This window comes from Ruegeria sp. AB8 (assembly GCF_056542605.1).
Window position 1 is genome coordinate 19,437 of record NZ_JBQGAB010000017.1, and the last position, 19,221, is coordinate 38,657.

18 protein-coding genes are annotated in these 19,221 nt (G+C 57.6%); 13 read left to right on the plus strand and 5 right to left on the minus strand.

What is annotated here, in order from left to right; translation table 11 throughout:
- Positions 1 to 39 precede the first annotated feature (39 nt).
- On the minus strand, positions 40 to 1,488 hold the full coding sequence (locus tag ACR0CG_RS17185; protein ID WP_170485126.1) for an NAD-dependent succinate-semialdehyde dehydrogenase: 1,449 nt from the start codon (positions 1,486 to 1,488) through the stop codon (positions 40 to 42).
- 99 nt (positions 1,489 to 1,587) lie between these two features.
- Here ACR0CG_RS17185 and ACR0CG_RS17190 point away from each other — a divergent pair, with 99 nt between their 5' ends.
- Together ACR0CG_RS17190 and ACR0CG_RS17195 are read left to right on the plus strand one after the other, a co-directional pair.
- Positions 1,588 to 1,806, plus strand: coding sequence for a GntR family transcriptional regulator (locus ACR0CG_RS17190; RefSeq protein WP_170485128.1), 219 nt, complete (start codon positions 1,588 to 1,590; stop codon positions 1,804 to 1,806).
- The gene (locus ACR0CG_RS17195; protein ID WP_170485130.1) at positions 1,779 to 2,117 is read left to right on the plus strand and encodes an FCD domain-containing protein; all 339 of its coding nucleotides are present in this window, start codon (positions 1,779 to 1,781) and stop codon (positions 2,115 to 2,117) included. The genes ACR0CG_RS17190 and ACR0CG_RS17195 overlap by 28 nt, the downstream gene beginning before the upstream one ends.
- A gap of 132 nt (positions 2,118 to 2,249) precedes the next feature.
- Here the strand turns inward: ACR0CG_RS17195 and ACR0CG_RS17200 are convergent, their stop codons facing one another.
- The 3 genes from ACR0CG_RS17200 to ACR0CG_RS17210 all read right to left on the minus strand — a co-directional run bounded on the left by ACR0CG_RS17200 (position 2,250) and on the right by ACR0CG_RS17210 (position 5,418).
- Positions 2,250 to 3,218 (minus strand): helix-turn-helix domain-containing protein, encoded by a 969-nt coding sequence (locus ACR0CG_RS17200; RefSeq protein WP_170682331.1) that lies wholly within the window; start codon positions 3,216 to 3,218, stop codon positions 2,250 to 2,252.
- Positions 3,219 to 3,325: 107 nt separating this feature from the next.
- Positions 3,326 to 4,579: a serine hydrolase domain-containing protein gene (locus tag ACR0CG_RS17205; RefSeq protein ID WP_170682330.1), complete on the minus strand. Its 1,254-nt coding sequence runs from the start codon at positions 4,577 to 4,579 to the stop codon at positions 3,326 to 3,328.
- Between the two features lie 29 nt (positions 4,580 to 4,608).
- A complete protein-coding gene (locus ACR0CG_RS17210) occupies positions 4,609 to 5,418 on the minus strand; it encodes a TetR/AcrR family transcriptional regulator (protein WP_170682329.1) in 810 nt (269 codons plus the stop codon).
- A gap of 20 nt (positions 5,419 to 5,438) precedes the next feature.
- On the opposite strand from ACR0CG_RS17210, the gene ACR0CG_RS17215 reads away from it, so the two are divergent.
- The 8 genes from ACR0CG_RS17215 to ACR0CG_RS17250 all read left to right on the plus strand — a co-directional run bounded on the left by ACR0CG_RS17215 (position 5,439) and on the right by ACR0CG_RS17250 (position 14,805).
- On the plus strand, positions 5,439 to 6,971 hold the full coding sequence (locus ACR0CG_RS17215) for an ABC transporter substrate-binding protein (protein ID WP_170682328.1): 1,533 nt from the start codon (positions 5,439 to 5,441) through the stop codon (positions 6,969 to 6,971).
- Between the two features lie 74 nt (positions 6,972 to 7,045).
- Positions 7,046 to 8,056, plus strand: coding sequence for an ABC transporter permease (locus tag ACR0CG_RS17220; RefSeq protein ID WP_480526487.1), 1,011 nt, complete (start codon positions 7,046 to 7,048; stop codon positions 8,054 to 8,056).
- Positions 8,057 to 8,059: 3 nt separating this feature from the next.
- Positions 8,060 to 8,923 carry an ABC transporter permease gene (locus ACR0CG_RS17225; RefSeq protein ID WP_170682326.1) on the plus strand — a complete coding sequence of 288 codons (864 nt, stop codon included), beginning with the start codon at positions 8,060 to 8,062 and terminating at the stop codon, positions 8,921 to 8,923.
- Positions 8,920 to 9,894: an ABC transporter ATP-binding protein gene (locus ACR0CG_RS17230; protein ID WP_170682325.1), complete on the plus strand. Its 975-nt coding sequence runs from the start codon at positions 8,920 to 8,922 to the stop codon at positions 9,892 to 9,894. The genes ACR0CG_RS17225 and ACR0CG_RS17230 overlap by 4 nt, the downstream gene beginning before the upstream one ends.
- Complete coding sequence (locus tag ACR0CG_RS17235; RefSeq protein ID WP_170682324.1) at positions 9,891 to 10,847, plus strand: oligopeptide/dipeptide ABC transporter ATP-binding protein; 957 nt, start codon at positions 9,891 to 9,893, stop codon at positions 10,845 to 10,847. Before ACR0CG_RS17230 ends, ACR0CG_RS17235 begins: the two co-directional genes overlap by 4 nt.
- A 36-nt stretch (positions 10,848 to 10,883) precedes the next feature.
- A complete protein-coding gene (locus ACR0CG_RS17240) occupies positions 10,884 to 12,443 on the plus strand; it encodes a long-chain-fatty-acid--CoA ligase (protein WP_170682323.1) in 1,560 nt (519 codons plus the stop codon).
- Positions 12,443 to 13,879 carry an amidase gene (locus ACR0CG_RS17245; RefSeq protein ID WP_170682322.1) on the plus strand — a complete coding sequence of 479 codons (1,437 nt, stop codon included), beginning with the start codon at positions 12,443 to 12,445 and terminating at the stop codon, positions 13,877 to 13,879. The genes ACR0CG_RS17240 and ACR0CG_RS17245 overlap by 1 nt, the downstream gene beginning before the upstream one ends.
- 56 nt (positions 13,880 to 13,935) lie before the next feature.
- Positions 13,936 to 14,805 (plus strand): nitronate monooxygenase, encoded by an 870-nt coding sequence (locus tag ACR0CG_RS17250; RefSeq protein ID WP_170682321.1) that lies wholly within the window; start codon positions 13,936 to 13,938, stop codon positions 14,803 to 14,805.
- Between the two features lie 13 nt (positions 14,806 to 14,818).
- Here ACR0CG_RS17250 and ACR0CG_RS17255 read toward each other — a convergent pair whose 3' ends face one another.
- Positions 14,819 to 15,769 (minus strand): SDR family NAD(P)-dependent oxidoreductase, encoded by a 951-nt coding sequence (locus ACR0CG_RS17255; RefSeq protein ID WP_480526490.1) that lies wholly within the window; start codon positions 15,767 to 15,769, stop codon positions 14,819 to 14,821.
- A 20-nt stretch (positions 15,770 to 15,789) separates the two neighbouring features.
- Between ACR0CG_RS17255 and ACR0CG_RS17260 the strand changes: the two genes are divergently transcribed.
- Genes ACR0CG_RS17260 through ACR0CG_RS17270 form a run of 3 tightly spaced genes read left to right on the plus strand, consistent with a single transcriptional unit; the run spans position 15,790 to position 19,203 of the window.
- On the plus strand, positions 15,790 to 17,064 hold the full coding sequence (locus tag ACR0CG_RS17260; RefSeq protein ID WP_170682319.1) for a Zn-dependent hydrolase: 1,275 nt from the start codon (positions 15,790 to 15,792) through the stop codon (positions 17,062 to 17,064).
- Complete coding sequence (locus ACR0CG_RS17265; protein ID WP_170682318.1) at positions 17,061 to 18,437, plus strand: aminotransferase class III-fold pyridoxal phosphate-dependent enzyme; 1,377 nt, start codon at positions 17,061 to 17,063, stop codon at positions 18,435 to 18,437. The genes ACR0CG_RS17260 and ACR0CG_RS17265 overlap by 4 nt, the downstream gene beginning before the upstream one ends.
- Positions 18,430 to 19,203 carry an SDR family oxidoreductase gene (locus tag ACR0CG_RS17270; RefSeq protein ID WP_170486489.1) on the plus strand — a complete coding sequence of 258 codons (774 nt, stop codon included), beginning with the start codon at positions 18,430 to 18,432 and terminating at the stop codon, positions 19,201 to 19,203. Before ACR0CG_RS17265 ends, ACR0CG_RS17270 begins: the two co-directional genes overlap by 8 nt.
- Positions 19,204 to 19,221: the final 18 nt, after the last annotated feature.

Genomic DNA, 19,221 nt, shown 5'->3' on the forward strand with positions numbered 1-19,221 from the left:
CGCGGCCCGCTTTGTGTTTTTTGCTTCCGAGATAATTAGTTAGAGAACCATTTCGTTCACGAATTTGGTCCGCATGAAGGTTTCCAACCCCTCGATGCCGCCCTCTGAGCCATAGCCAGTCTCGTTCATGCCGCCAAAGGGAGCTTCGGGAAGCGATACGCCGGGCTGGTTGATACCGATGACACCAAAATTCAACTCTTGCTGTATTTTCAGCGCGTTGGCCTGGCTTTGCGTGAAGCCATACGCAGCGAGACCCACCTCGACGCGGTTGGCCTCGGCAAGCGCTTCTTCAACCGAGTCAACGGGCATCATCAGTACCATGGGGCCAAAGGGTTCCTCGACCATCGCTTTCATGTCGGGGGTCACGTCGGCCAGCACGGTTGGTGCATAGAAAGCGCCTTCGTTGCCGATGCGATGCCCGCCGGTGACGAGCCGTGCGCCCTTGGCTGTAGCGTTCGCCACCAACTCGTCCATCCAATCTATGCGACGGTTGTCGATCAGCGGGCCCATCTGAACGCCGTCATTCAGTCCATTGCCAATCTTGATTTTGGAAAACGCGTCGGCAAAGTCCGTTACGAAGCGGTCATAGAGAGGTTTTTCGATCAGGAACCGGGTTGGTGACGTGCAAACCTGTCCGGCATTGCGCGTCTTGGCGGCCACCATGTTTGCAATTGCATGGTCGGCATCGGCGTCTGCAGAGACAATCACAGGCGCGTGGCCGCCAAGTTCCATTGTGCAGCGTTTCAGCGTATCGGCCGCCATCTTGGTCAACAGTTTGCCAACGGCGGTTGAACCAGTTACCGAAAGCTTCTTTGGAATTGGCGAGGCGAGCAGATGCGCTGAGACATTGGCAGGTATTCCGAAGACGACATTTAGCACTCCTGCGGGAAGACCAGCATCCTGGAAGCAGCGCGCGATCTCAATCGCCGTTGCGGGGGTCTCCTCCGAGGGTTTGATAATGATTGAACACCCTGCAGCGACGGCACCCGCAACTTTGCGGATCACGTTGGTCGCCGGGAAGTTCCACGCGACAAAGGCGACCGAGGGGCCTATCGGTTCTTTATAAACCTGTGTACGGAGATTTGGGGCGCGGGCCGGTATGATACGGCCATAGGCGCGTTTGGCTTCTTCGCCATACCATTTCAGCGTGTCGACAGCGAAATCATATTCGGCGCAGGCTTCGGGGAATGGCTTGCCCATCTCCAGAGTCAACAGGCGACAAATGGTGTCTCGCCGCTCGCGCATCAAAGCGCAGGTGGCGTCAATAACGTTTTGCCGTTCCAAAGCTGACTTTTTCGACCATACATCGAAACCTGACTTACTCGCGGCCAGAGCCTCATCGAGATCGGCCTTGCTGGCATGGGGCAACTGGCCCAAAACGTCGCCTGTCGCCGGGTTAAAAACCGGCTCACTGACGCCGTCTCCACCCTCGCGCCATTCGCCGTTGATCAGCAGCTTCAATTCCGAGTAGGACTTGTCTTGCGTCATTCCGCTATCCTTAAGTTAGACTTGTGTTACGATTGTAGTATTTTGTAATTTGTTAATAGGTTTGGGTAAAATCTGGCATTCAATATACGCCCGTCATCGATGGCCCAAACACTCAAGAAACTGAACTGGGAGCCAATGCATGATACGGTCTATTCCGGCATCCGTGATGCCATAGTGGGCGCGCAGTTTGAGCCGGGTCAGAAACTGTCTTTGCGGGCAATTGCCGGAGAGCTTGGGGTCAGCGCTATGCCCGTGCGCGCTGCGGTCTTGCGGTTGGTTGCAAAGAAGGCATGGAACGGTACGTTCAGCCTGCCGTGACTATCGCAGACCAGTTTCGCGAGCTCATGGAGCTACGCATGGTACTGGAAGGGAGGGCGGCACCTCTTGCCGCGAACACCCTGAGCCAACTGCAATTGGGTGAAATCGAAATCCAAAGCCGTATACTGACCGGGTCGGGCAACGCCGGGCAAGGCCAGCGCTATGTTGCCGCGATCCGTGGCTTCAAGTTTGCCGTTCTTGATGCGGCGGTGGTTCCGGTTTTCAGGGATCTGGTAGAGTCTTTATGGACGCGGATTGATATCCAGTTTGGACCGGAGTTCCTGTTGTCGCGTCTGAGCGAAGCAGATTGAGGCACTCGCCGGATCCCTTGTCATATTAGAACCGGAAAGAACAATGATGCCGCCGAAGCTTTTCTGATCCCGATGTCCGCTCCCAAGCAAAGATGGTAAATTTTTCAAGTATTTAGCGGCGACAACGAATGATCACTGTTTAGGTGTAGTTAGCTTTGCCAGGAACACACCGAAAAGGTCACCTACCGATGTCACATCCATCTTGCGGTAGATATTTGAGCGGTGGATTGACGCGGTTCCAGGCGAAATCCCCGCGATGCGTGCGATCATCTTGGCTGAATGACCCTTAAGCATCAGCTGGGCGATTTCCTGTTCTCGTCCGGTCAAGGTTTCAGAGCCAAAATCCCTCAGAGCTTCGCTTACTGCGCCGTGCACGTCGCGGCGGCTGTCTTCGTCATCGGCAGGCGGTGCTTCGGCAAAGATGTCGGTGAAAAGTTCAATAAAGAATTTCTCACTCGCCGTGGTAAACTCTACCGCACGGGCGGCGGCTTGTTCGTCGGTTCCGGAAAATTGAATCGAGACGTGAATGCACCGGTCTGGCGCGATTTCATAGAGCGCACCAATTTCGTTTTTGAGGCCAATAAATCGCCAATACCGATCGTAATAGGGTTCAGCGTCCAGTTCTCCTCGCGTGTCTGCGCAGAAATGGAATGTGCCGGTTTTTTCCTGGTTCACGTAGAGATCATAGAGCGGATCCAGAAGGTACATGCCGTTCAGGTACTTGGTCAAATCGGCGTCGAATATGGCGTCATCGCCATCCCTGAACAGTAGTTTTGGTTGTAGGCCACGCTGGAACTCAAATACCGAGAAATGAACTATCTCCAAATCATCGCGCAGGGATAGTGCGAAAATCCGGGCCAATTCTGGCAGGAAGTTGCCTTCGCGACGGGCCCGCAAGAGGAGCGCTACACCGTCGAGAACGACCTTTACGCTGGTTTTGGTTTCGACAAAATCCCAAGTGGATTCCTTGAGGTAACCGTAGAAATGGGGCACGTGCATGTCCTTTCGTCCTTGCAAGCCTACTCCCAAGCCGAGACCACAACAAGTTTCGATGGTGTGACGCCATTGTCCAGCATTCAACGCTCGTATCACGTTGTGCATTCCGAAGGCCACCGTGCTGAGGTTCGTCCGACGGCACGTACTTGCGATACTATCTCCGGTGTCGTCGTGTCTTTCTTAAGTACAAAACGCGGCGGCAACTGACCGAGTTATACATCAGACAGATGGTCAATGAGCGCATCAAAGGCGTTCACGGTGTAGGTGTCGAAGTAGTCAGATACGGGCACCGGTTGGCTTGACTGTTTGACGATGGCGACATCGCGCATTCTATCAATGTAAATCCACTGACCGTTGACCCCGATGGCGGCAATCGCTTCGCGGCCCGGCGCACCTCGAATCCACCATTGCGCGCGATAGCTCCAGTGTCCGTCCGCCATGACACCGCCCGCATCGGGGCCGTTCGTGAAGGCGCGTTTCGATCCACCGGCTTCGAGGGTTTCAACTACGTGTTCGGGAACCACTCGCTCCCCGGCAAATGTGCCACCTGCCAGCATCATTGCGGCGAAGCGAGTCAAGTCCTCGGAGGTGGCGTTAAGGCCGCCCCCTGCCACAAGGTTTCCGCTTGGGTCGAGCAGGATATATGTTTCGCCATCGGTGCCGAGACGGGACCAGAGGCGGTTGTGCATGCCCTCTGTGAAGGTCTGGCGCGTGACGCGGTTGGTGATCCAGTTCAGCACGTCCGTTTTAGGGGTTTGGTAGTGAAAGACTTTGCCATGTTCTAACCCATGTTCCGTTTCCAAGGTGGCAAGGAAATCATAAAGGTCGTCAGAGCCGATTACAGCGCCCGAGCCCGGCCCAAGCCCGACAATCCGGGCGTAGTCATGAATGTGAGCTGCAGGGTCATCATAGTCTTCGCTGAAGTGCAGCGAGTTGGTCATGTCGAGGACATGGCCCACGTTTGCCGAGGTAAATCCGCTGGAAGATGGCAGTTCCGGAAGAATTTCGCTGACGAGGGTATGCTCGGAAAGGATGCCGTCGTCGATGGCCAATAGAGCCAGAAGTCCGACAAAAGACTTGGTGCAGCTCATCATTTGATGGGCTTGGTTTTTGGTCATGCCGTTGAGGTACGATTCATGTACGACTTTGTCGCCCTTCAGCACGACGAGGCTGTCGGTAAATGTCTCAAGAAGGAAGTCTTCGAATGTGGCGGTGGAGCCGTCCTCGCGGGTGACGTTGAGGTCGATGGTTTGCGGATCAATGCTGCGCGCCAAAACGGTTGCGGATGTGGCACGCGCAATCGGTGCGCTTGGCAACAGACGACGCATGTTTTGATAGGACCAGCGATTGTAAGGCACGCCCCAAAGCCCGTTCAGTCGGTTGACCCGTTTTTCCGGAGGTGGTGGGAACCCTTGCATCAACTCGTGTTCAAGATGCGAGCGCGTGTCAAAAGGTGGCTGTACCATTGTGTGTGTCCTGAAAGATTGGCAGTAGGTCAGAGCGCTGCGTTCTGTGATGTCGGGCGCCGTTCAGTAGGATTTAGCAATGCATCGACGAGTCGGTTGAGCGTGGCCACGTGCGGCGCGAAATCATCGCTGGAGCCGATGCAGTAGAGGATGGTCTCCAGATTCACCGCGCTAAAAAGCGTTTCAGCGAAGAAATCGGTGTCAATGCCTTGGGCATCGGGTGACCGCTCCGCAACGATGCGAAACAGGTGTTTCAGGTCGCTTTGAAAGCGCGCAATGTCTTTCTGGTATGCTTTGGCAAACTGCGTTCTGGGATCGTGTATGAGCGTCGCAATGGCTTCGCGCAGCATATGGCGATCTACCAAGGTGAATGAACCCTCAAAGAAGGTCCGCACCACCTGACGGGCACAGCTTTCCAGAGTCAAACTGCTGTCATCGGCGAGAGCCTTGATTCGGTCTCTTTCTTCCTGAAAGTCCAGAGTCAGGATGGCCAGCAGAAGATCGCCCTTGTTGCGGTAGTAGTTGTAGAGTGTTCCGATTGCCAGGCCAGACATTTCCGCCACGGTTTCCATGCGGGTGTTCTGATAGCCGTTCTCTCTAAATGCCTGAATCGCCGAGTTTAGAATCCGGTCCCGCCGCTGAATCTTGTTGTTTTCCCGTTTGCCGACCATTGCAATATCCCAGTGTTTTCGCGTGACAGGGTAGCGCACCAAAACATGAATTGGTTCATATTTCTTTGCCTGTGGGGATATGGAATTTGCCATATGGCTCGCAAACATGAATAGGTTCATATTTTTTTGATCATCGCTGTGCATGTCATCTTTGGCGCGTGCGGCCATCGCTGATCAGGGAGAAAGAAATGCTCTTTTCGCAATACCGCAGCAGTTTTGCAGCCGTAGCGCTTGGTGCCGCCATGGCGGTGACAGCTGCGCCTGCCATTGCCGCAGACAATGTGCTGACCTTTGCATGGACAGAGGATGTGACGGACTGGAACCCGGCGTCTTCGTCATCGGCAGAAGGTACAATTCTATCCAACATGTATGAACCCCTTGTCTGGGCCAATCCTGACGGATCGTTCCGTCCAGGTCTCGCCACCGAATGGAGCGTGAGCGAGGACGGCATGGTCTGGACGTTCAAGCTTCGCGAAGGCGTGCGGTTCCATGATGGGAGCCCTATGAACTCAGCCGCAGTAAAATCGTCCATTGAACGCACCAAGGCCGCCGAGGGTTCCGGTTTCATCTGGCTGGCGGTCACCGATATTGCGACCCCGGACGATCTGACGGTGCAGATGACAACTGCTTTCCCGACAAACCTTCCGGTGTCGGCCTCTGCAATGTACGCGGCTTGGATTTACTCGCCGAATGCCACTGACGAAGACTTCGCGGCCAGTGAGGAATCCTTTGGCACGGGCCCTTACAAGCTTCGGCTTTACAAAACCGGCCAGCAGGCTGTGCTCGACCGCAATCCTGACTATTGGGGCACGCATCCCGAGAATGGATATGATCGCGTGGTTGTGCGCATCGTGCAGGAGGCTTCGACCCGCATCCAGATGATCACCGGCGGCGAAGCCGATATTGTCATGGACATCCCTGCGGATCAGCAAGCGCGCGTTGGCGAAACGGACGGCATTTCGCTTCGGGTCGAGGACTCGCTTGAGTTCATCAAATGGCCGATCAACACGAAGATTGCCCCGACCAACAACCTGCATGTTCGCAAGGCGATCAGCATGCTTTGGGACCGCGAAACCATTTCAAGCGGCATTTACAACGGCACGAGCACCCCGATGAAATCGGTGTACCCGATGGCAATGGCCGGCACGCGCGAACTGCCTTTCCCGATGTTTGACATCGAAGCCGCCAAGGCGGAGCTGGCGAAATCCGGTTTGTCAGAAGATGAATTGAAGATTTCGATTGGATACATCTCGGCCCTTGACGACCACAAGAACTCCGCAATTTTGTTCCAGCAGAATGCGGCCAAGGCAGGTTTGACGGTTGAGTTGAAACCTAACGATTGGGGCACCCTCTGGGCCAACGCACGCGACGAAGCAACGGCAACCAACATGCTGGGCGTCGTTTGGTGGCCGATCTTCAATTCCATGTCGGACGCGCTTTATGCAGGCTTCTTCAGCGAAGAGAAATTGTTCAACCTCGCAATGTACGCGAACCCCGAGTTTGACGGAAAACTGTTCGAGGCCATTGGCAATGAGACGGTCGACCAGGCCGCGTCCCACAATGCTTACGAAGCGGCGATGAACATCTTGGTCGAAGACGCCGCGGCGGTGTTTGATCAGGAAATGAAGTTCGTCTTTGCGATCAGCGATGACGTGACTGGCTTCGAATACAACCCCTACTACAACCGCTACGTCTTCTTCAACGAGATGAGCCGGAAGTAATACCTCGTCGCGGGCTGCACTCAGCTTGGTGTGGCCCGCGTGTTATACTCCCCAACTAGCTCCGGGTGGACGACATGTCTCGCTATGTCCTGCAGCGGCTTGGAATGTTGATTCTCATCCTTCTGGGTGTCCTGATCATCACATTCGTCATCAGCCGTATTCTCCCAAGCTCGATTATCGAGATGACTCTTGGGGCGCGTCCGACTGAGGCCGAGATCGCTGCCGCTATGGAGCGGTTGGGACTCGATCGTTCAATCCCGGAGCAGCTTTTCATTTATTTTGGGGATGTTCTGCGTGGAGACTTTGGCACCAGCCTTTTGACCAATCGTCCAGTTCTCACAGAGATTGGCAACCGTTTTCCGGCCACATTGGAATTGGTGATCGTCTCGCTGGTCGTGGTGCTGGTGGTCGGCATCCCGATGGGGGTCTGGGCCGCGTTGAACAAAAATCGCCCCATCGACTACTCCGCACGGTCCCTGTCTGCCTTTGGCGCCGCCATGCCAACTTTCCTTGTGGCGATGATGCTGCAACTGGTCCTTGCCGGTTGGTTGGGTGCCCTGCCGCTACAGGGTCGCGTCGACGAGTTGATCCTGCTGGGCCATGAGTTCAGCGAGATCACTGGATTCTACATCGTCGATTCCCTGTTGGCCGGCCAATGGCCCGCCTTTGTCAGCGCCGTTCTGCACCTGATCATGCCTGTTCTGGCGTTGTCTGCCGGGGGGCTTGCGATCATTCTGCGAATGACACGCGGCATGATGATCGAGGCGTTAGGCGAAGAGTTCGTCACTACCGCCCGCGCCTATGGCCTGTCTGCCACCCAGATTAATTTCCGCTATGCCCTGCGCGCCGCCATGGTGCCCCTGTTAACCGTGATCGGGCTGACCTTCGGCTACATGCTCGGCATCTCGGTCGTCGTTGAATACGTGTTCGACTGGCCTGGTATTGGCGGTTTCGTGGTGAACGCGATTACCAAATCGGACTACCCGGCTGTGATGGGTGTCACGTTGGTTCTGTCAGCGAGTTATCTGATCGTGAACCTTCTGATCGACCTTCTGCATTTTGCCACCGACCCGAGGCTGAGGTGAGATATGACTGATGCCGTTCATCCCCAATCGCGCATGCGCACGGCCTTTCTTAGGGTCCGAGGCAACACCGCTTTCTTCATTGGCTGCGCCCTGATGGCCGTGATCGTGCTCGCGGGTATCTTCGCGCCCTGGATTGCCACACATGACCCGACCGAAATTAATTTCGGCTCCAAACTTGTGCCGCCCAGTTTGGAGCATTGGTTCGGTACTGACGATCTTGGGCGTGACCTTTTCAGCCGTGTCGTTTATGGCGCGCGCACCTCAATCACCATCGGCTTGGTAGTCACCGCCCTGTCGATAGCCATCGGCACGCCTTTTGGTCTGATTGCGGGTTACTTCGGTGGTCGTGTGGAATGGGCCGTGATGCGTCTGATGGACGTGTTCATCGCTTTTCCGCCGCTATTGTTGCCCATCGCCATTACCGCAGCGTTGGGTCAGGGGCTGTACGAGGCGATGCTGGCGCTCTCGATTTCGTTCTTCCCATGGTATGCGCGGATCGTGCATTCCGAAGCCAAGCGTGCCACGGGTCAGCTTTACGTGCAATCGGCCAAGTCGCTGGGCATGTCGGATGCGCGTATCATCCTCAAGCATGTTCTGCCTAACTCGATGTCACCAACGGTGATCCAAGGATCACTGGATTTTGGCTATGCAATTCTCGCCGCGGCTTCGCTCAGTTTCATCGGCATCGGCGCGCAGGAGCCGGCGATTGAATGGGGGCTAATGGTCAGTCAGGGCCGGGTGAAATTTCTCGACTTTTGGTGGGTTGCGATGGTGCCGGGGATGGCGATTTTTGTCACCGTCTTTGCCATCAACCTGATCGGCGATGGCCTGAATGATCTTCTGAACCCTAAAGGAGATCGCAAATGACCCCGGTTCTGGATATCCGCGACCTGTCGGTCGGGTTTGCCGGTCATGCCGGTGTGACGCAAGTTCTGGATCGCGTGGCGTTGCGCGTTACCCCGGGCGAGATCGTTGGCCTTGCAGGCGAGTCCGGATCGGGCAAATCGACCACGCCCATGGCGGCGCTTGGATTGTTGTCCGGCAATGCCATAGTCACGGGCGATTGCCGATTTGAAGGGGATGCGCTGGATTTGGCGCGCCCCCGCACCGCACGACAGCAGCTTGGGGGGCGGGCCTCGGTGGTGTTTCAGCAGCCGATGAAGGCATTTTCTCCCTACCTGACATTTGGCCGTCAGCTTGTGGACGCGATCAGCGCGCAGACCGGACTGTCCCGCAAAGAGGCGCGCAAAACTGCGCTGGCGGCACTGGACGATGTGCAGATGCCGGACCCTGAGATTGCGCTGCGCAAGTATCCCCATCAGGTCTCGGGCGGGCAGGCACAGCGGATGATGATCGCGCTGGCGTTATCATGCCAGCCGCGCCTTCTGGTGGCGGATGAACCGACCACGGCCTTGGACGTGACGGTGCAGGCGCAAGTGGTGCATCTGATCCGGGAACTGGCAAAGAAACGCAATATCGGCGTGTTGTTCATCACCCATGATCTGGGCGTAGTGGCCGAGCTATGTGACAGCGTCAGTATTCTCTACGCCGGACGCAACTGTGAAGCTACGCCGGTCGCTAACCTGTTTGACCGTCCTCGCCATCGATACAGCGCTGCTCTGATGGGTTCGATGCCTCGCATCGGTGGGACTGAAGCCCTTAAAACCATCACCGGCAATGCTCCGTCGGCAGGTTCGCTGCCGAAAGGGTGTGCATTCCACCCCCGATGCCTTGGAGCGACCGACGAATGCCGTGAAAGCCAACCGATTGAGGTGATCGAGAGCGGCAGCCGCTTTGCTTGCTGGCACCCGCTAGAGCGCCACGAGGTGGTATCATGACCGCGCTTTTGTCCGTTAGAGAGCTGGGCAAAGAGTTTCACACCCGGCGCGGTGTGGTCCACGCGGTTGACGGTGTCAGTTTTGACATCGAAACGGGCCATTCGCTTGCCGTCGTGGGTGAGTCCGGTTGTGGCAAGTCCACGTTGGCGATGAGCATCCTGCGTCTGATCGAACCGACGAGTGGCGACATCCTTTTTGACGGTTCTGACATGCTGCGTGCCAGAGGGCGCGATCTCAAGGGCATACGTCGCAACATCGGGGTGGTGTTCCAGGACCCGGCATCCTCGCTCAATCCGCGGATGCGAGTCGTCGATCTTGTCGGCGAGTCTTTGAAGCTGTTCGAAGGATTACGCGGCAAGAAACTGACCGCCCGGGTTGCCCAACTGCTCGATGAGGTGGGCATGTCCGCCGAAGCCATGGAACGCTATCCGCACCAGTTTTCTGGCGGTCAGCGTCAGCGGATATCCATCGCACGTGCGCTTGCCTTGCGCCCGAAACTGGTGGTTCTGGACGAACCGACCTCGGCGCTTGATGTCTCGGTACAGGCGCAGGTTTTGAACCTCTTGCAGGACCTCAAGGAACGCCGCGGGCTGTCATATCTGTACATCAGCCACTCGCTGGCGACGGTGGAATATCTCGCCGATGTCTTGATGGTGATGTACTTGGGCCGCGTGGTCGAGATTGGCGATGCCGAAGAGATCTTCGCTAATCCTGCGCACCCCTACACACGCCTGTTGATTGACAGTGCTCCCGGTTTGGACCCGAAAAACCGAACGATGGGCCAACCGCCGCAGGGCGAAATCCCAAGCCCTCTGAACCGGCCTGAGGGGTGCCCTTTTTTCAGCAGGTGCCCCCGCGCCAGCGCCGTTTGCCGGACCAATCCATCATTGGAACACCGTGATCCGACCGCGGATCACGCAGTTGCCTGCCATCACCCACTCATCGATGGCTGATCTCAAAAATCCCGAGTTTCGAGGAGGAAAGCTCTCATGTATATGACCCAACCACTGCACATCGCGGCAGAAACCACGCCCGACAAATTGGCCACGGTCTTCAAGGACCGCGCGCACACTTGGGATGAACTGCGCCAGCGCGTAGCGCGTTTGGCCGGGGGGCTGCGCAAGCTGGGTGTAGAGGAGGGCGACCGGGTTGCCATTCTGGGCGCCAACTCGGACCGCTACCTGGAATATTACTTCGCGACATGGTGGTGCGGTGGCGTCGTGGTGCCGATGAACGTGCGCTGGTCGGCGGAAGAAAACGGCTATTCGCTGAATGACTCCGGTGCCAAGGTGCTGTTTGTTGACGATCTATTTGGTGCGCATGTGCCTGGGATCCAGAAAGAGACCCAACATCCGCTGACCCTGATCCATCTGGATGATACCGGCTGTCCCGAGGGTTGGTTGGACTATGAAACGCTGGTGACTGAAAGCGATCCGATCGACGATGTGGGTCGTTCTGGGGAAGACCTTGCCGGAATTTATTACACGGGCGGCACCACTGGCTTCCCCAAAGGCGCGATGATCCCTCATCGGTCGCTTTGGTCCAATGGTGTGTTCATGTCCAAGCACATGTTCATGGAGTCCGGCGACAGCTATATCCACTGTGCGCCTATGTTTCACCTTGCCGATGGCGCCGGATCGAACGGTGCGACGATGGCGGGGGCCACCCATTACTTCATCCCAATGTTCACTCCTGCAGCGGCCATCGAAGCGGTTGAGAAACATCGCCCGACCCATGCGCTTTGGGTGCCGACAATGGTGCAGATGATCCTTGAAGACCCGACCTTTGATCCGTCGAAATTCACCAGCCTGAAACATGTCCTTTATGGTGCGTCGCCAATGCCAGAAGGCCTGTTGCTGCGGGCCTTGAAAGAGCTGTCCACCGTTGGCTGGATCCAGGGCTATGGCCAGACCGAGATGGGTCCGATCATCTCGACCTTGCCACCGAGGTACCATACTGTCGAAGGTGAGTTTGCGGGCAAGATGCGCTCTGCTGGTCGTCCGACCGTGGGCACACGTGTGAAAATTGTGGACAAAGAGTTCAACGAGGTGCCGCGCGGCACAGTGGGCGAGGTAGCCGCTTCCGGCCCGCACACAATGCAAGGCTATTGGAACCTGCCTGAGCAAACGAAAAAGGCCCTCCGCGATGGCTGGGTACTTACCGGTGACGGCGCTTATATGGACGAAGATGGTTTCCTGTTCATTGTCGACCGTGTCAAAGACATGATCATCACCGGTGGTGAGAACGTGTTCTCGGCCGAGGTCGAAAGCACCATTTCCACCATGGACGGTGTTGCCGGTGTGGCGGTGGTCGGTATTCCGTCTGAAAAATGGGGCGAAGCGGTGCATGCCATCGTGATCCCGAACGGCACCTCCGAACTGTCCGAAGAGGCCGTGATGGCACATTGCCGTGAGCACATTGCGAACTACAAGCTGCCTCGTTCTGTCGAGTTCCGCAGTGAACCCTTCCCGCTGTCAGGTGCAGGCAAGGTTTTGAAGAAAGACCTGCGCGCACCCTTCTGGGAAGGCCAGGAACGGGCAGTGCACTGATGAAGGATGTAACCAAAACCAGCGTGTTCGACACGCATGATGCAGTAGGACTGGCAAAACTGGTGAAATCCGGTGAGGTCAGCGCTTCCGAAATGCTGGACGAGGCGATCGAGCGGGTTGAGAAGGCGGACGGTGCGCTGCATCTCTTGTCGGCACGAGACTATGACTTTGCCCGAGACCAGATCAGGAAAGGGCTGCCCGAAGGCCCCTTTACCGGCGTGCCGTTCCTGCGCAAGGACGAGGGCTGCGAGATCGAAGGGCTGGTCACAACAGCCGGACTCGGCATCCTGAAAGACTATAAGTCGACTGAGACCCGTACGTTGTCCAAACGTTACATGCAGTCCGGTTTGGTGATGATGGGCGCCACCAAGGTGCCGCCATTCTGCGCCACGATTGACAGTGATCGAGCACCCTATGGCGCTTGTCTAAACCCGTGGGACAAGAGTCGCACGCCGGGCGGTTCGTCCTCTGGGGCAGGAGCCGTTGTTGGGGCGGGCGCTTTGCCCATGGCGCATGGCAATGATGGTGGTGGGTCGTTGCGGATTCCGGCAGCATGGTGTGGGGCTTTTACCATGAAGCCGTCCCGGGGGCGGGTGCACAATGGACCTGTTCATACCGAAGGCTGGATGGGCTTTGCAACCGAGGGGACGATCACACGCTCTGTGCGCGATGGGGCCGTGTCCCTGGATGTCATTATGGGTGGTGAAACCGGCGTACGCTGCACGGCGCCCGCTCCTGCGCGTCCCTATGGAGAAGAGATCAACCACCCCTGCCGCAAGCTGCGTATCGCGGTGCAGGAAAAGACCCATTTCGGCACCGATTTTCATCCGGATCACCAGAAAGGTCTCTCTGAGACCGTCAATCTTCTGGAGAGCCTTGGTCACGAGGTTGTCGCCGCAGCCCCAAAGATCGACCCTGACCGGTTGAGTCAAGTTCTCTACAACTGTGTTGCCGTGAACGTGGACACCGTGTTGCAGGACATTGGCACGATGCGGGGTAAACCGGTGCGCGATGATGAGTTGGAAGTGTTCATCCGAACGTGGCGTGAGGCCGCAAAAGGGGTGACGGCCTCCGAATATGCGCGCATTACCGAAGTGGCGATGGAAGAGGCCTATAACTTCGACCTGTTCATGAAGGACTTTGACGCGGTAGTGTCGCCGACCATGACCGAGCTGCCGCTCAAGATCGGAGAAATCTACCGTCATGAGGCCGATTTCGACTCGTTCCGTACGCATCAGAACCAGTATCTTGCCATGACGCAGGTGCAGAATGTGACCGGGCAGCCGGCCATGTCTGTGCCCTTGCATTGGACCGAGGCGGGAATGCCTGTTGGGATGATGTTTGTCGGTCGCTATGGTGACGAGTCGACTTTATTCTCGCTCGCGGCACAGCTGGAGAAAGCAATGCCGTGGTGGGACCGCAAGGCCCTGTTTTGAGCGAGAACTTAAGAAGACTGATTGGCGCCCTGCGACTGCCCGTCGTGGTGGCGCCGATGTTCCTTGTTTCAACGCCGAAGATGGTGATCGAAAGTTGCCGGGCCGGCCTCCTCGGTAGTTTCCCGGCCCACAATGCGCGTACACGCGAGGACCTTACTGACTGGCTGAACCAGATCGCCGCCGCTGAAACGGAAGCCAAGAACCAAGGCGACCGGTTCGCGACTTATGCTGTGAACCTTGTCCTTCATGACAGCAACCCACGTTGGCAGGGCGACCTTGACCTAATCTGTGAACGGCGAGTGCCTTTGGTTTTGACCTCGAAGGGCGCGCCGCTTGGAGTGTTCGAGCGTATCCGGGACTATGGCGGTCTGGTCATGCATGACGTAGCCACGGCGCGGCATGCCGAAAAGGCGCTTGAGGCCGGGGCCGATGGGCTCATTGCCGTTGCAGGTGGAGCTGGCGGGCATTGTGGTACGATCAACCCCTTTGCCCTGATGGGCGAGTTGCGGGCGTTGACCGACAAGCCAATTGCGTTGGCCGGAGGCTTGAGCACAGGTGGCGACATCCGCGCGGCAGAGAATCTGGGCGCGGATCTGGCGTACATGGGCACGCGTTTCCTCATGGCAGAGGAGGCCAACGCCGATCCTGCGTATCAGCAGATGATCGCGCGGGCCGCCTCGTCAGATGTGATCTTCACCCGCTTCCACCGATCGCCTGCCAACTTGTTGCGGGAAAGCATTGAGGCGGAGGGTATGGACCCGAAACGGCTGATGGATCATCCAGCCGAATTGCCTCCGGCATTGTACAAGGACATCAAGCTGTGGTCGCGGGTCTGGTCAGCCGGCCACGGGGCAGGTGTGCTGTCCGAAGTGTTGCCGATTGGCGAGATCGCCGACCTACTTGATAAGGGTTATCGGGAGGTGTGAGTTTGTCGCCACCTCAAACCTGAACCGAACGGGTCATGGCACCATCGACAGTCATCACGCACCCGGAGGTAAAGCTGGAGGCGGGGCTGGACAGGAACACCACGGAACGGGCAATTTCCTCGGCAGAGGCCATACGCCCCATCGGGTTCGCGGCCAGTGCTTCGGCAAACATCTCGGGCATCTCCGCTTCGATATGTTGCCAGACGCCGCCATCGAAGTAGGTCGTACCGGGAGCGACCATATTGGCGCGGATACCCTTCGGGGCAAGAGTGACGGCAAGGTCCTTGGCATAGCGGTGGAGCGCAAGCTTGATTGCACCATATGCAGGCGATGTGCCGTCGACCTCTCGAGCGGACACTGATGAAACGAAGGTAATCGCGGGGGCTTTCGATTGCTCAAGCTGTGGTTGGGTCAGTTCCACCAGCCGGACCGCTTGCATCAAATCAGACTCAAAAGCAGCATGCCAATCGGCGTCGTCAGCGCCGTTAACCATGGCCGAGGCGTTGGCAACAATGATGTCGATGCCGCCGAGGGCGGTTGCGCTCTCTGTGATCCAGGTTGCTAGTGCAGCCTTGTCCGCGACGTCGCAGGTTGCCCCGTAAACTTTTCCTCCGTTTGCCGACATCTCTGCAACGGCCAGTGCCACTCCTTCTGCGCCCCGCCCACAAATCGAAACGTTTGCGCCCTCGGTAAGAAAAAGCTCGGCGCAGGCCCGGCCAATGCCGCGGCTGCCGCCGGTGATCAAAACATTCAGGTTTTTCAGGCCAAGGTCCATCTGTGCGCTCCGGGAAACAGAAAAAAGTTTACACTGACGCGCCAGAAAGGCGCAGGTATCCACCAGCCAGTATCGCCGTTTTGGCCGGGCAATCCATATTGGCAATGCGATATTTGCATCGCCGGGGATGGGGTACAAACTGGCTTCAACTTGTCGTTTGCCCGATTGCGCGCCTGCGACCTGTTCCACCAAATGACTGCAGGTATGCGATGACCCTCAAATCCGCCAACCGAACGGCTGTGACCGTTGACGAAGCCCGCCTTTGGAAGACCCTTATGGAGATTGGGCAGATCGGAGAAACACCAAAGGGCGGCTCGAACCGCGTTGCCTTTACCGATCTTGATGTCGAAGGGCGCAATCTGTTTCGCACATGGGCCGAGGCGGCGGGCTGTTCGCATCGTGTCGATGGTTTCGGCAATCAGGTGATCCGGCGCGAAGGGCGCAACCCGGACGCGCCGGTGGTGATGTGTGGCAGCCATCTGGATACCCAGGTTACAGGCGGCAAGTTCGACGGCGTGCTGGGCGTATTGGCCGGGCTCGAGGCGATACGCGCAATGAATGACGCGGGCGTAGAGACCGAGGTACCTATCGAGGTGGTCAACTGGACCAACGAGGAAGGCTGCATCTTTCGCCCAATGCTGGGGTCCGAGGTTTGGACCGGGTTGTTACCCTTGGATGAGGCTTTGGCGATGCGCTCGGACGAGGGCTGGACCATCGGGGATCGGTTGAGACAGATGGGGTACAACGGCAACCTGCCAATGATGGCGGGGCGGGATGTGGCCTGTTACGTTGAGGCGCATATCGAGCAGGGGCCTGTACTTGAGGATGCGGGCGAGATGTTGGGCGTCGTGGACCGGACGCAAGGGTTTTCGTGGTATCGCCTCACACTGACGGGTCAAGAGGCGCATGCCGGGCCGACCCCGATGCCTTCGCGCAAGGATGCCTTGATGGGCATGGCGCGGATTGCTTTGGAGGCCGAGCGCATCGCCCGCGAAAACGCGCCGGGCATGGGCACAGTTGGGCAGGCCGAGATCATGCCTAACTCGCCCAATGTCGTGCCGGGAGTTGTGAGTTTTTCGGTCGATCTGCGTCATCCCGAGGGAGAAGTGCTGGAAGCGATGGATCGTGAGTTCCGTGAGGTGGCGCAGCGGGTCGCCGATGCGTGCGGGTTGCGACTTGACCTGCAACTGGACGTGATGCGCCCTGGCGTGCCGTTCAACGCAGCGCTGGCTGACCGGATCGAAGCCGCTGCCGTTGCCGCAGGAAAACCCTATCGCCGCATGTACACCGGCGCCGGGCACGACGCGTGCAATATCGCCCGTTTTCTGCCCGCCGCCATGATCTTTGTCCCTTGCCGCGATGGGATCAGCCACAACGAGGCTGAGTGGGCGGAACCTGGCGCTTGCGCGTTGGCGGCGCAAGTGCTCGCCGAGACGCTGATCGCGGCGGCCAATGGTGAAGTTTCATTTGGAGTTGAAGCATGAGCAATCCATTGGGCGGTCCGCAGGACCAGTTTTACGCCCGCTCCAACATCGTCCCCCTTCCAATGATTGCCCGCGCCAAGGGGGTGCATATGTGGGACGATCAGGGGCGCAAATACATCGATGTGTCTTCTGGGCCGGTGGTTAGCAATATCGGGCATGGCAACCAACGCGTGGCCGACGCGATGGCACAACAGGCGCGTGAGATGGACTTTGCTTATAGCCGAGTGGCGCGTCACCAGCCGAATATCGACCTGACACAGATGATCTCAGAGATGGCCGGGCCTGGCTATGAACGGGTGGCCCTGGCTTCTGGTGGATCCGAGGCAATGGAAATCGCGCTCAAGTTTCTCCGCCAATACGTTCTGGCGACGGGAGCACGGCAAAAGCGCAAAATTGTTACGCTGTCGCCCAGCTATCACGGAGGTACCATCGCGACGCTGGCTATTACCGGAGACCCGGCGCTTGATCCGTTCCTTGAGGGATTTGCAGTCAAGTCCGAGCGCATACCCGCGCCGTGGCAATATCGAGTGCCCAACGACGAAACCCCGCAGTCGTATCGCATGGGCTGTGCAAAGGCGCTGGACCAAAAGATCCGAGAGTTGGGGGCGGAGAACGTTCTGGCGTTTGTGGTCGAACCGATAGGTGGGCTCGCCACAGGGGCGTTGGAGATGCAGGAGGACTACCTGAACCGCGTTCGCGAGATTTGCGACCAGCATGGTATCTATTTGATATACGACGAAATTCTCTGTGGTACCGGGCGCACTGGCGATTTTCTGGCCAGCCACGCCTTCCCCAACGCCCGGGCTGATCTGGTGGTTCTGGCCAAGGGGTTGGGGGCGGGCTATGCGCCACTGGGTGCGGTGTTGATGCCTGAAGCTATGGTGGATGAGTTGGCCGAGCTGACCGGTTTTAACTTTTCACACACCTACAACGCCAATCCGATTACCTGTGCCACGGGCATTGCGGTGCTGAACGAATACGTGACGCATGACCTGTTGCAGAATGCCAGAGAACGCGGACAGCAGTTGCGCAAAGGCCTGACGCGGATTGCGGCCAAGCACCCCTCTGTTGGTGACATTCGCGGGCGTGGGCTGTTGCTGGCGGTGGAACTGGTACAGGATCGCGAGACAAAAACCAGTTTCCCGGCCGAGTTCCCGCCGACCGAACATATCCGCATCTGCGGGCTGGAGAACGGTTTGATCATCTATTCGCGACGCACCGCCAATGGGGCCAATGGTGACTGGTTCCTGGTCTCACCGCCGTTGACTATTTCGGCAGATGAATGTGACGATCTCCTGCGGCGCCTCGAAGCCACTATCGCCGACTTTGAAGTAAAGGCAGCCCCCTATTTGAAGGAGAGCGCCCATGTCTGATCGGAAAACCGCCATCGTGACCGGCGCGTCCTCAGGGATTGGCGCGGCAATTGCCAAAGACCTTGCGTTGCAAGGGTTGAATGTGGTGGTCAACTATAGCGGCAACAAGGACGGTGCGGCCGAAATCGTGCGCCAGTGTAAAGCCTTTGGAGTCGAAGCAAAGGCTGTGCAAGGCGACATCTCAGAGGACGCTGATTGTCGCAGGTTGGTGCAGGCTGCAATGGATACTTGGGGCCGGATTGATGTTCTGGTCAACAACGCAGGCGTAACGCGTTTTGCCGAGGCCAACGATCTCTCCGCGCTTGGCGCGGATGATTTTACTCGCATCTTTTCCGTGAATGTCGCCGGCTGTTACCAGATGTGTCGTGCCGCCGAAGCGCCTTTGCGGGCGGCTGGTGGTTCGATCGTGAATATCTCGTCGCATTCGGGGTTTTCCGGCATCGGCTCGTCCATGGCCTACGCGGCCTCGAAGGGTGCGTTGAATACCATGACCCTCTCACTGGCACGGGTCTTTGCACCGGAGGTACGGGTCAATGCCGTGTGCCCCGGTTTTGTCGATACAGATTGGATGGCGCCCAAGCTGGAAAGCGGCGAACTTGCTGATTTCAAAACAAAAACCGCATCCATCGCGCCCTTGGGGCGCATCGTGACCCCGGATGAAGTGGCCGAGGCCACCCGTTGGTTCGCCTTGGGCGGACCAACCATTACGGGACAATTGCTGGTGATCGACGGCGGGACGCACCTGACCGTTGGTGCGCCGCTCTAGCAAAAAGGAAGCTCATCC

Bases quoted from the DNA above. Each gene is read 5' to 3' on its own strand.
- ACR0CG_RS17225 (WP_170682326.1), top strand. From the start codon at position 8,060: ATGACTGATGCCGTTCATCCCCAATCGCGCATGCGCACGGCCTTTCTT.
- ACR0CG_RS17185 (WP_170485126.1), bottom strand. From the start codon at position 1,488: ATGACGCAAGACAAGTCCTACTCGGAATTGAAGCTGCTGATCAACGGC.
- ACR0CG_RS17220 (WP_480526487.1), top strand. From the start codon at position 7,046: ATGTCTCGCTATGTCCTGCAGCGGCTTGGAATGTTGATTCTCATCCTT.
- ACR0CG_RS17200 (WP_170682331.1), bottom strand. From the start codon at position 3,218: ATGCACAACGTGATACGAGCGTTGAATGCTGGACAATGGCGTCACACC.
- ACR0CG_RS17210 (WP_170682329.1), bottom strand. From the start codon at position 5,418: ATGGCCGCACGCGCCAAAGATGACATGCACAGCGATGATCAAAAAAAT.
- ACR0CG_RS17250 (WP_170682321.1), top strand. From the start codon at position 13,936: ATGTTCCTTGTTTCAACGCCGAAGATGGTGATCGAAAGTTGCCGGGCC.
- ACR0CG_RS17265 (WP_170682318.1), top strand. From the start codon at position 17,061: ATGAGCAATCCATTGGGCGGTCCGCAGGACCAGTTTTACGCCCGCTCC.
- ACR0CG_RS17190 (WP_170485128.1), top strand. From the start codon at position 1,588: ATGGCCCAAACACTCAAGAAACTGAACTGGGAGCCAATGCATGATACG.
- ACR0CG_RS17230 (WP_170682325.1), top strand. From the start codon at position 8,920: ATGACCCCGGTTCTGGATATCCGCGACCTGTCGGTCGGGTTTGCCGGT.
- ACR0CG_RS17270 (WP_170486489.1), top strand. From the start codon at position 18,430: ATGTCTGATCGGAAAACCGCCATCGTGACCGGCGCGTCCTCAGGGATT.
- ACR0CG_RS17235 (WP_170682324.1), top strand. From the start codon at position 9,891: ATGACCGCGCTTTTGTCCGTTAGAGAGCTGGGCAAAGAGTTTCACACC.
- ACR0CG_RS17260 (WP_170682319.1), top strand. From the start codon at position 15,790: ATGACCCTCAAATCCGCCAACCGAACGGCTGTGACCGTTGACGAAGCC.
- ACR0CG_RS17215 (WP_170682328.1), top strand. From the start codon at position 5,439: ATGCTCTTTTCGCAATACCGCAGCAGTTTTGCAGCCGTAGCGCTTGGT.
- ACR0CG_RS17195 (WP_170485130.1), top strand. From the start codon at position 1,779: ATGGAACGGTACGTTCAGCCTGCCGTGACTATCGCAGACCAGTTTCGC.
- ACR0CG_RS17240 (WP_170682323.1), top strand. From the start codon at position 10,884: ATGTATATGACCCAACCACTGCACATCGCGGCAGAAACCACGCCCGAC.
- ACR0CG_RS17205 (WP_170682330.1), bottom strand. From the start codon at position 4,579: ATGGTACAGCCACCTTTTGACACGCGCTCGCATCTTGAACACGAGTTG.
- ACR0CG_RS17245 (WP_170682322.1), top strand. From the start codon at position 12,443: ATGAAGGATGTAACCAAAACCAGCGTGTTCGACACGCATGATGCAGTA.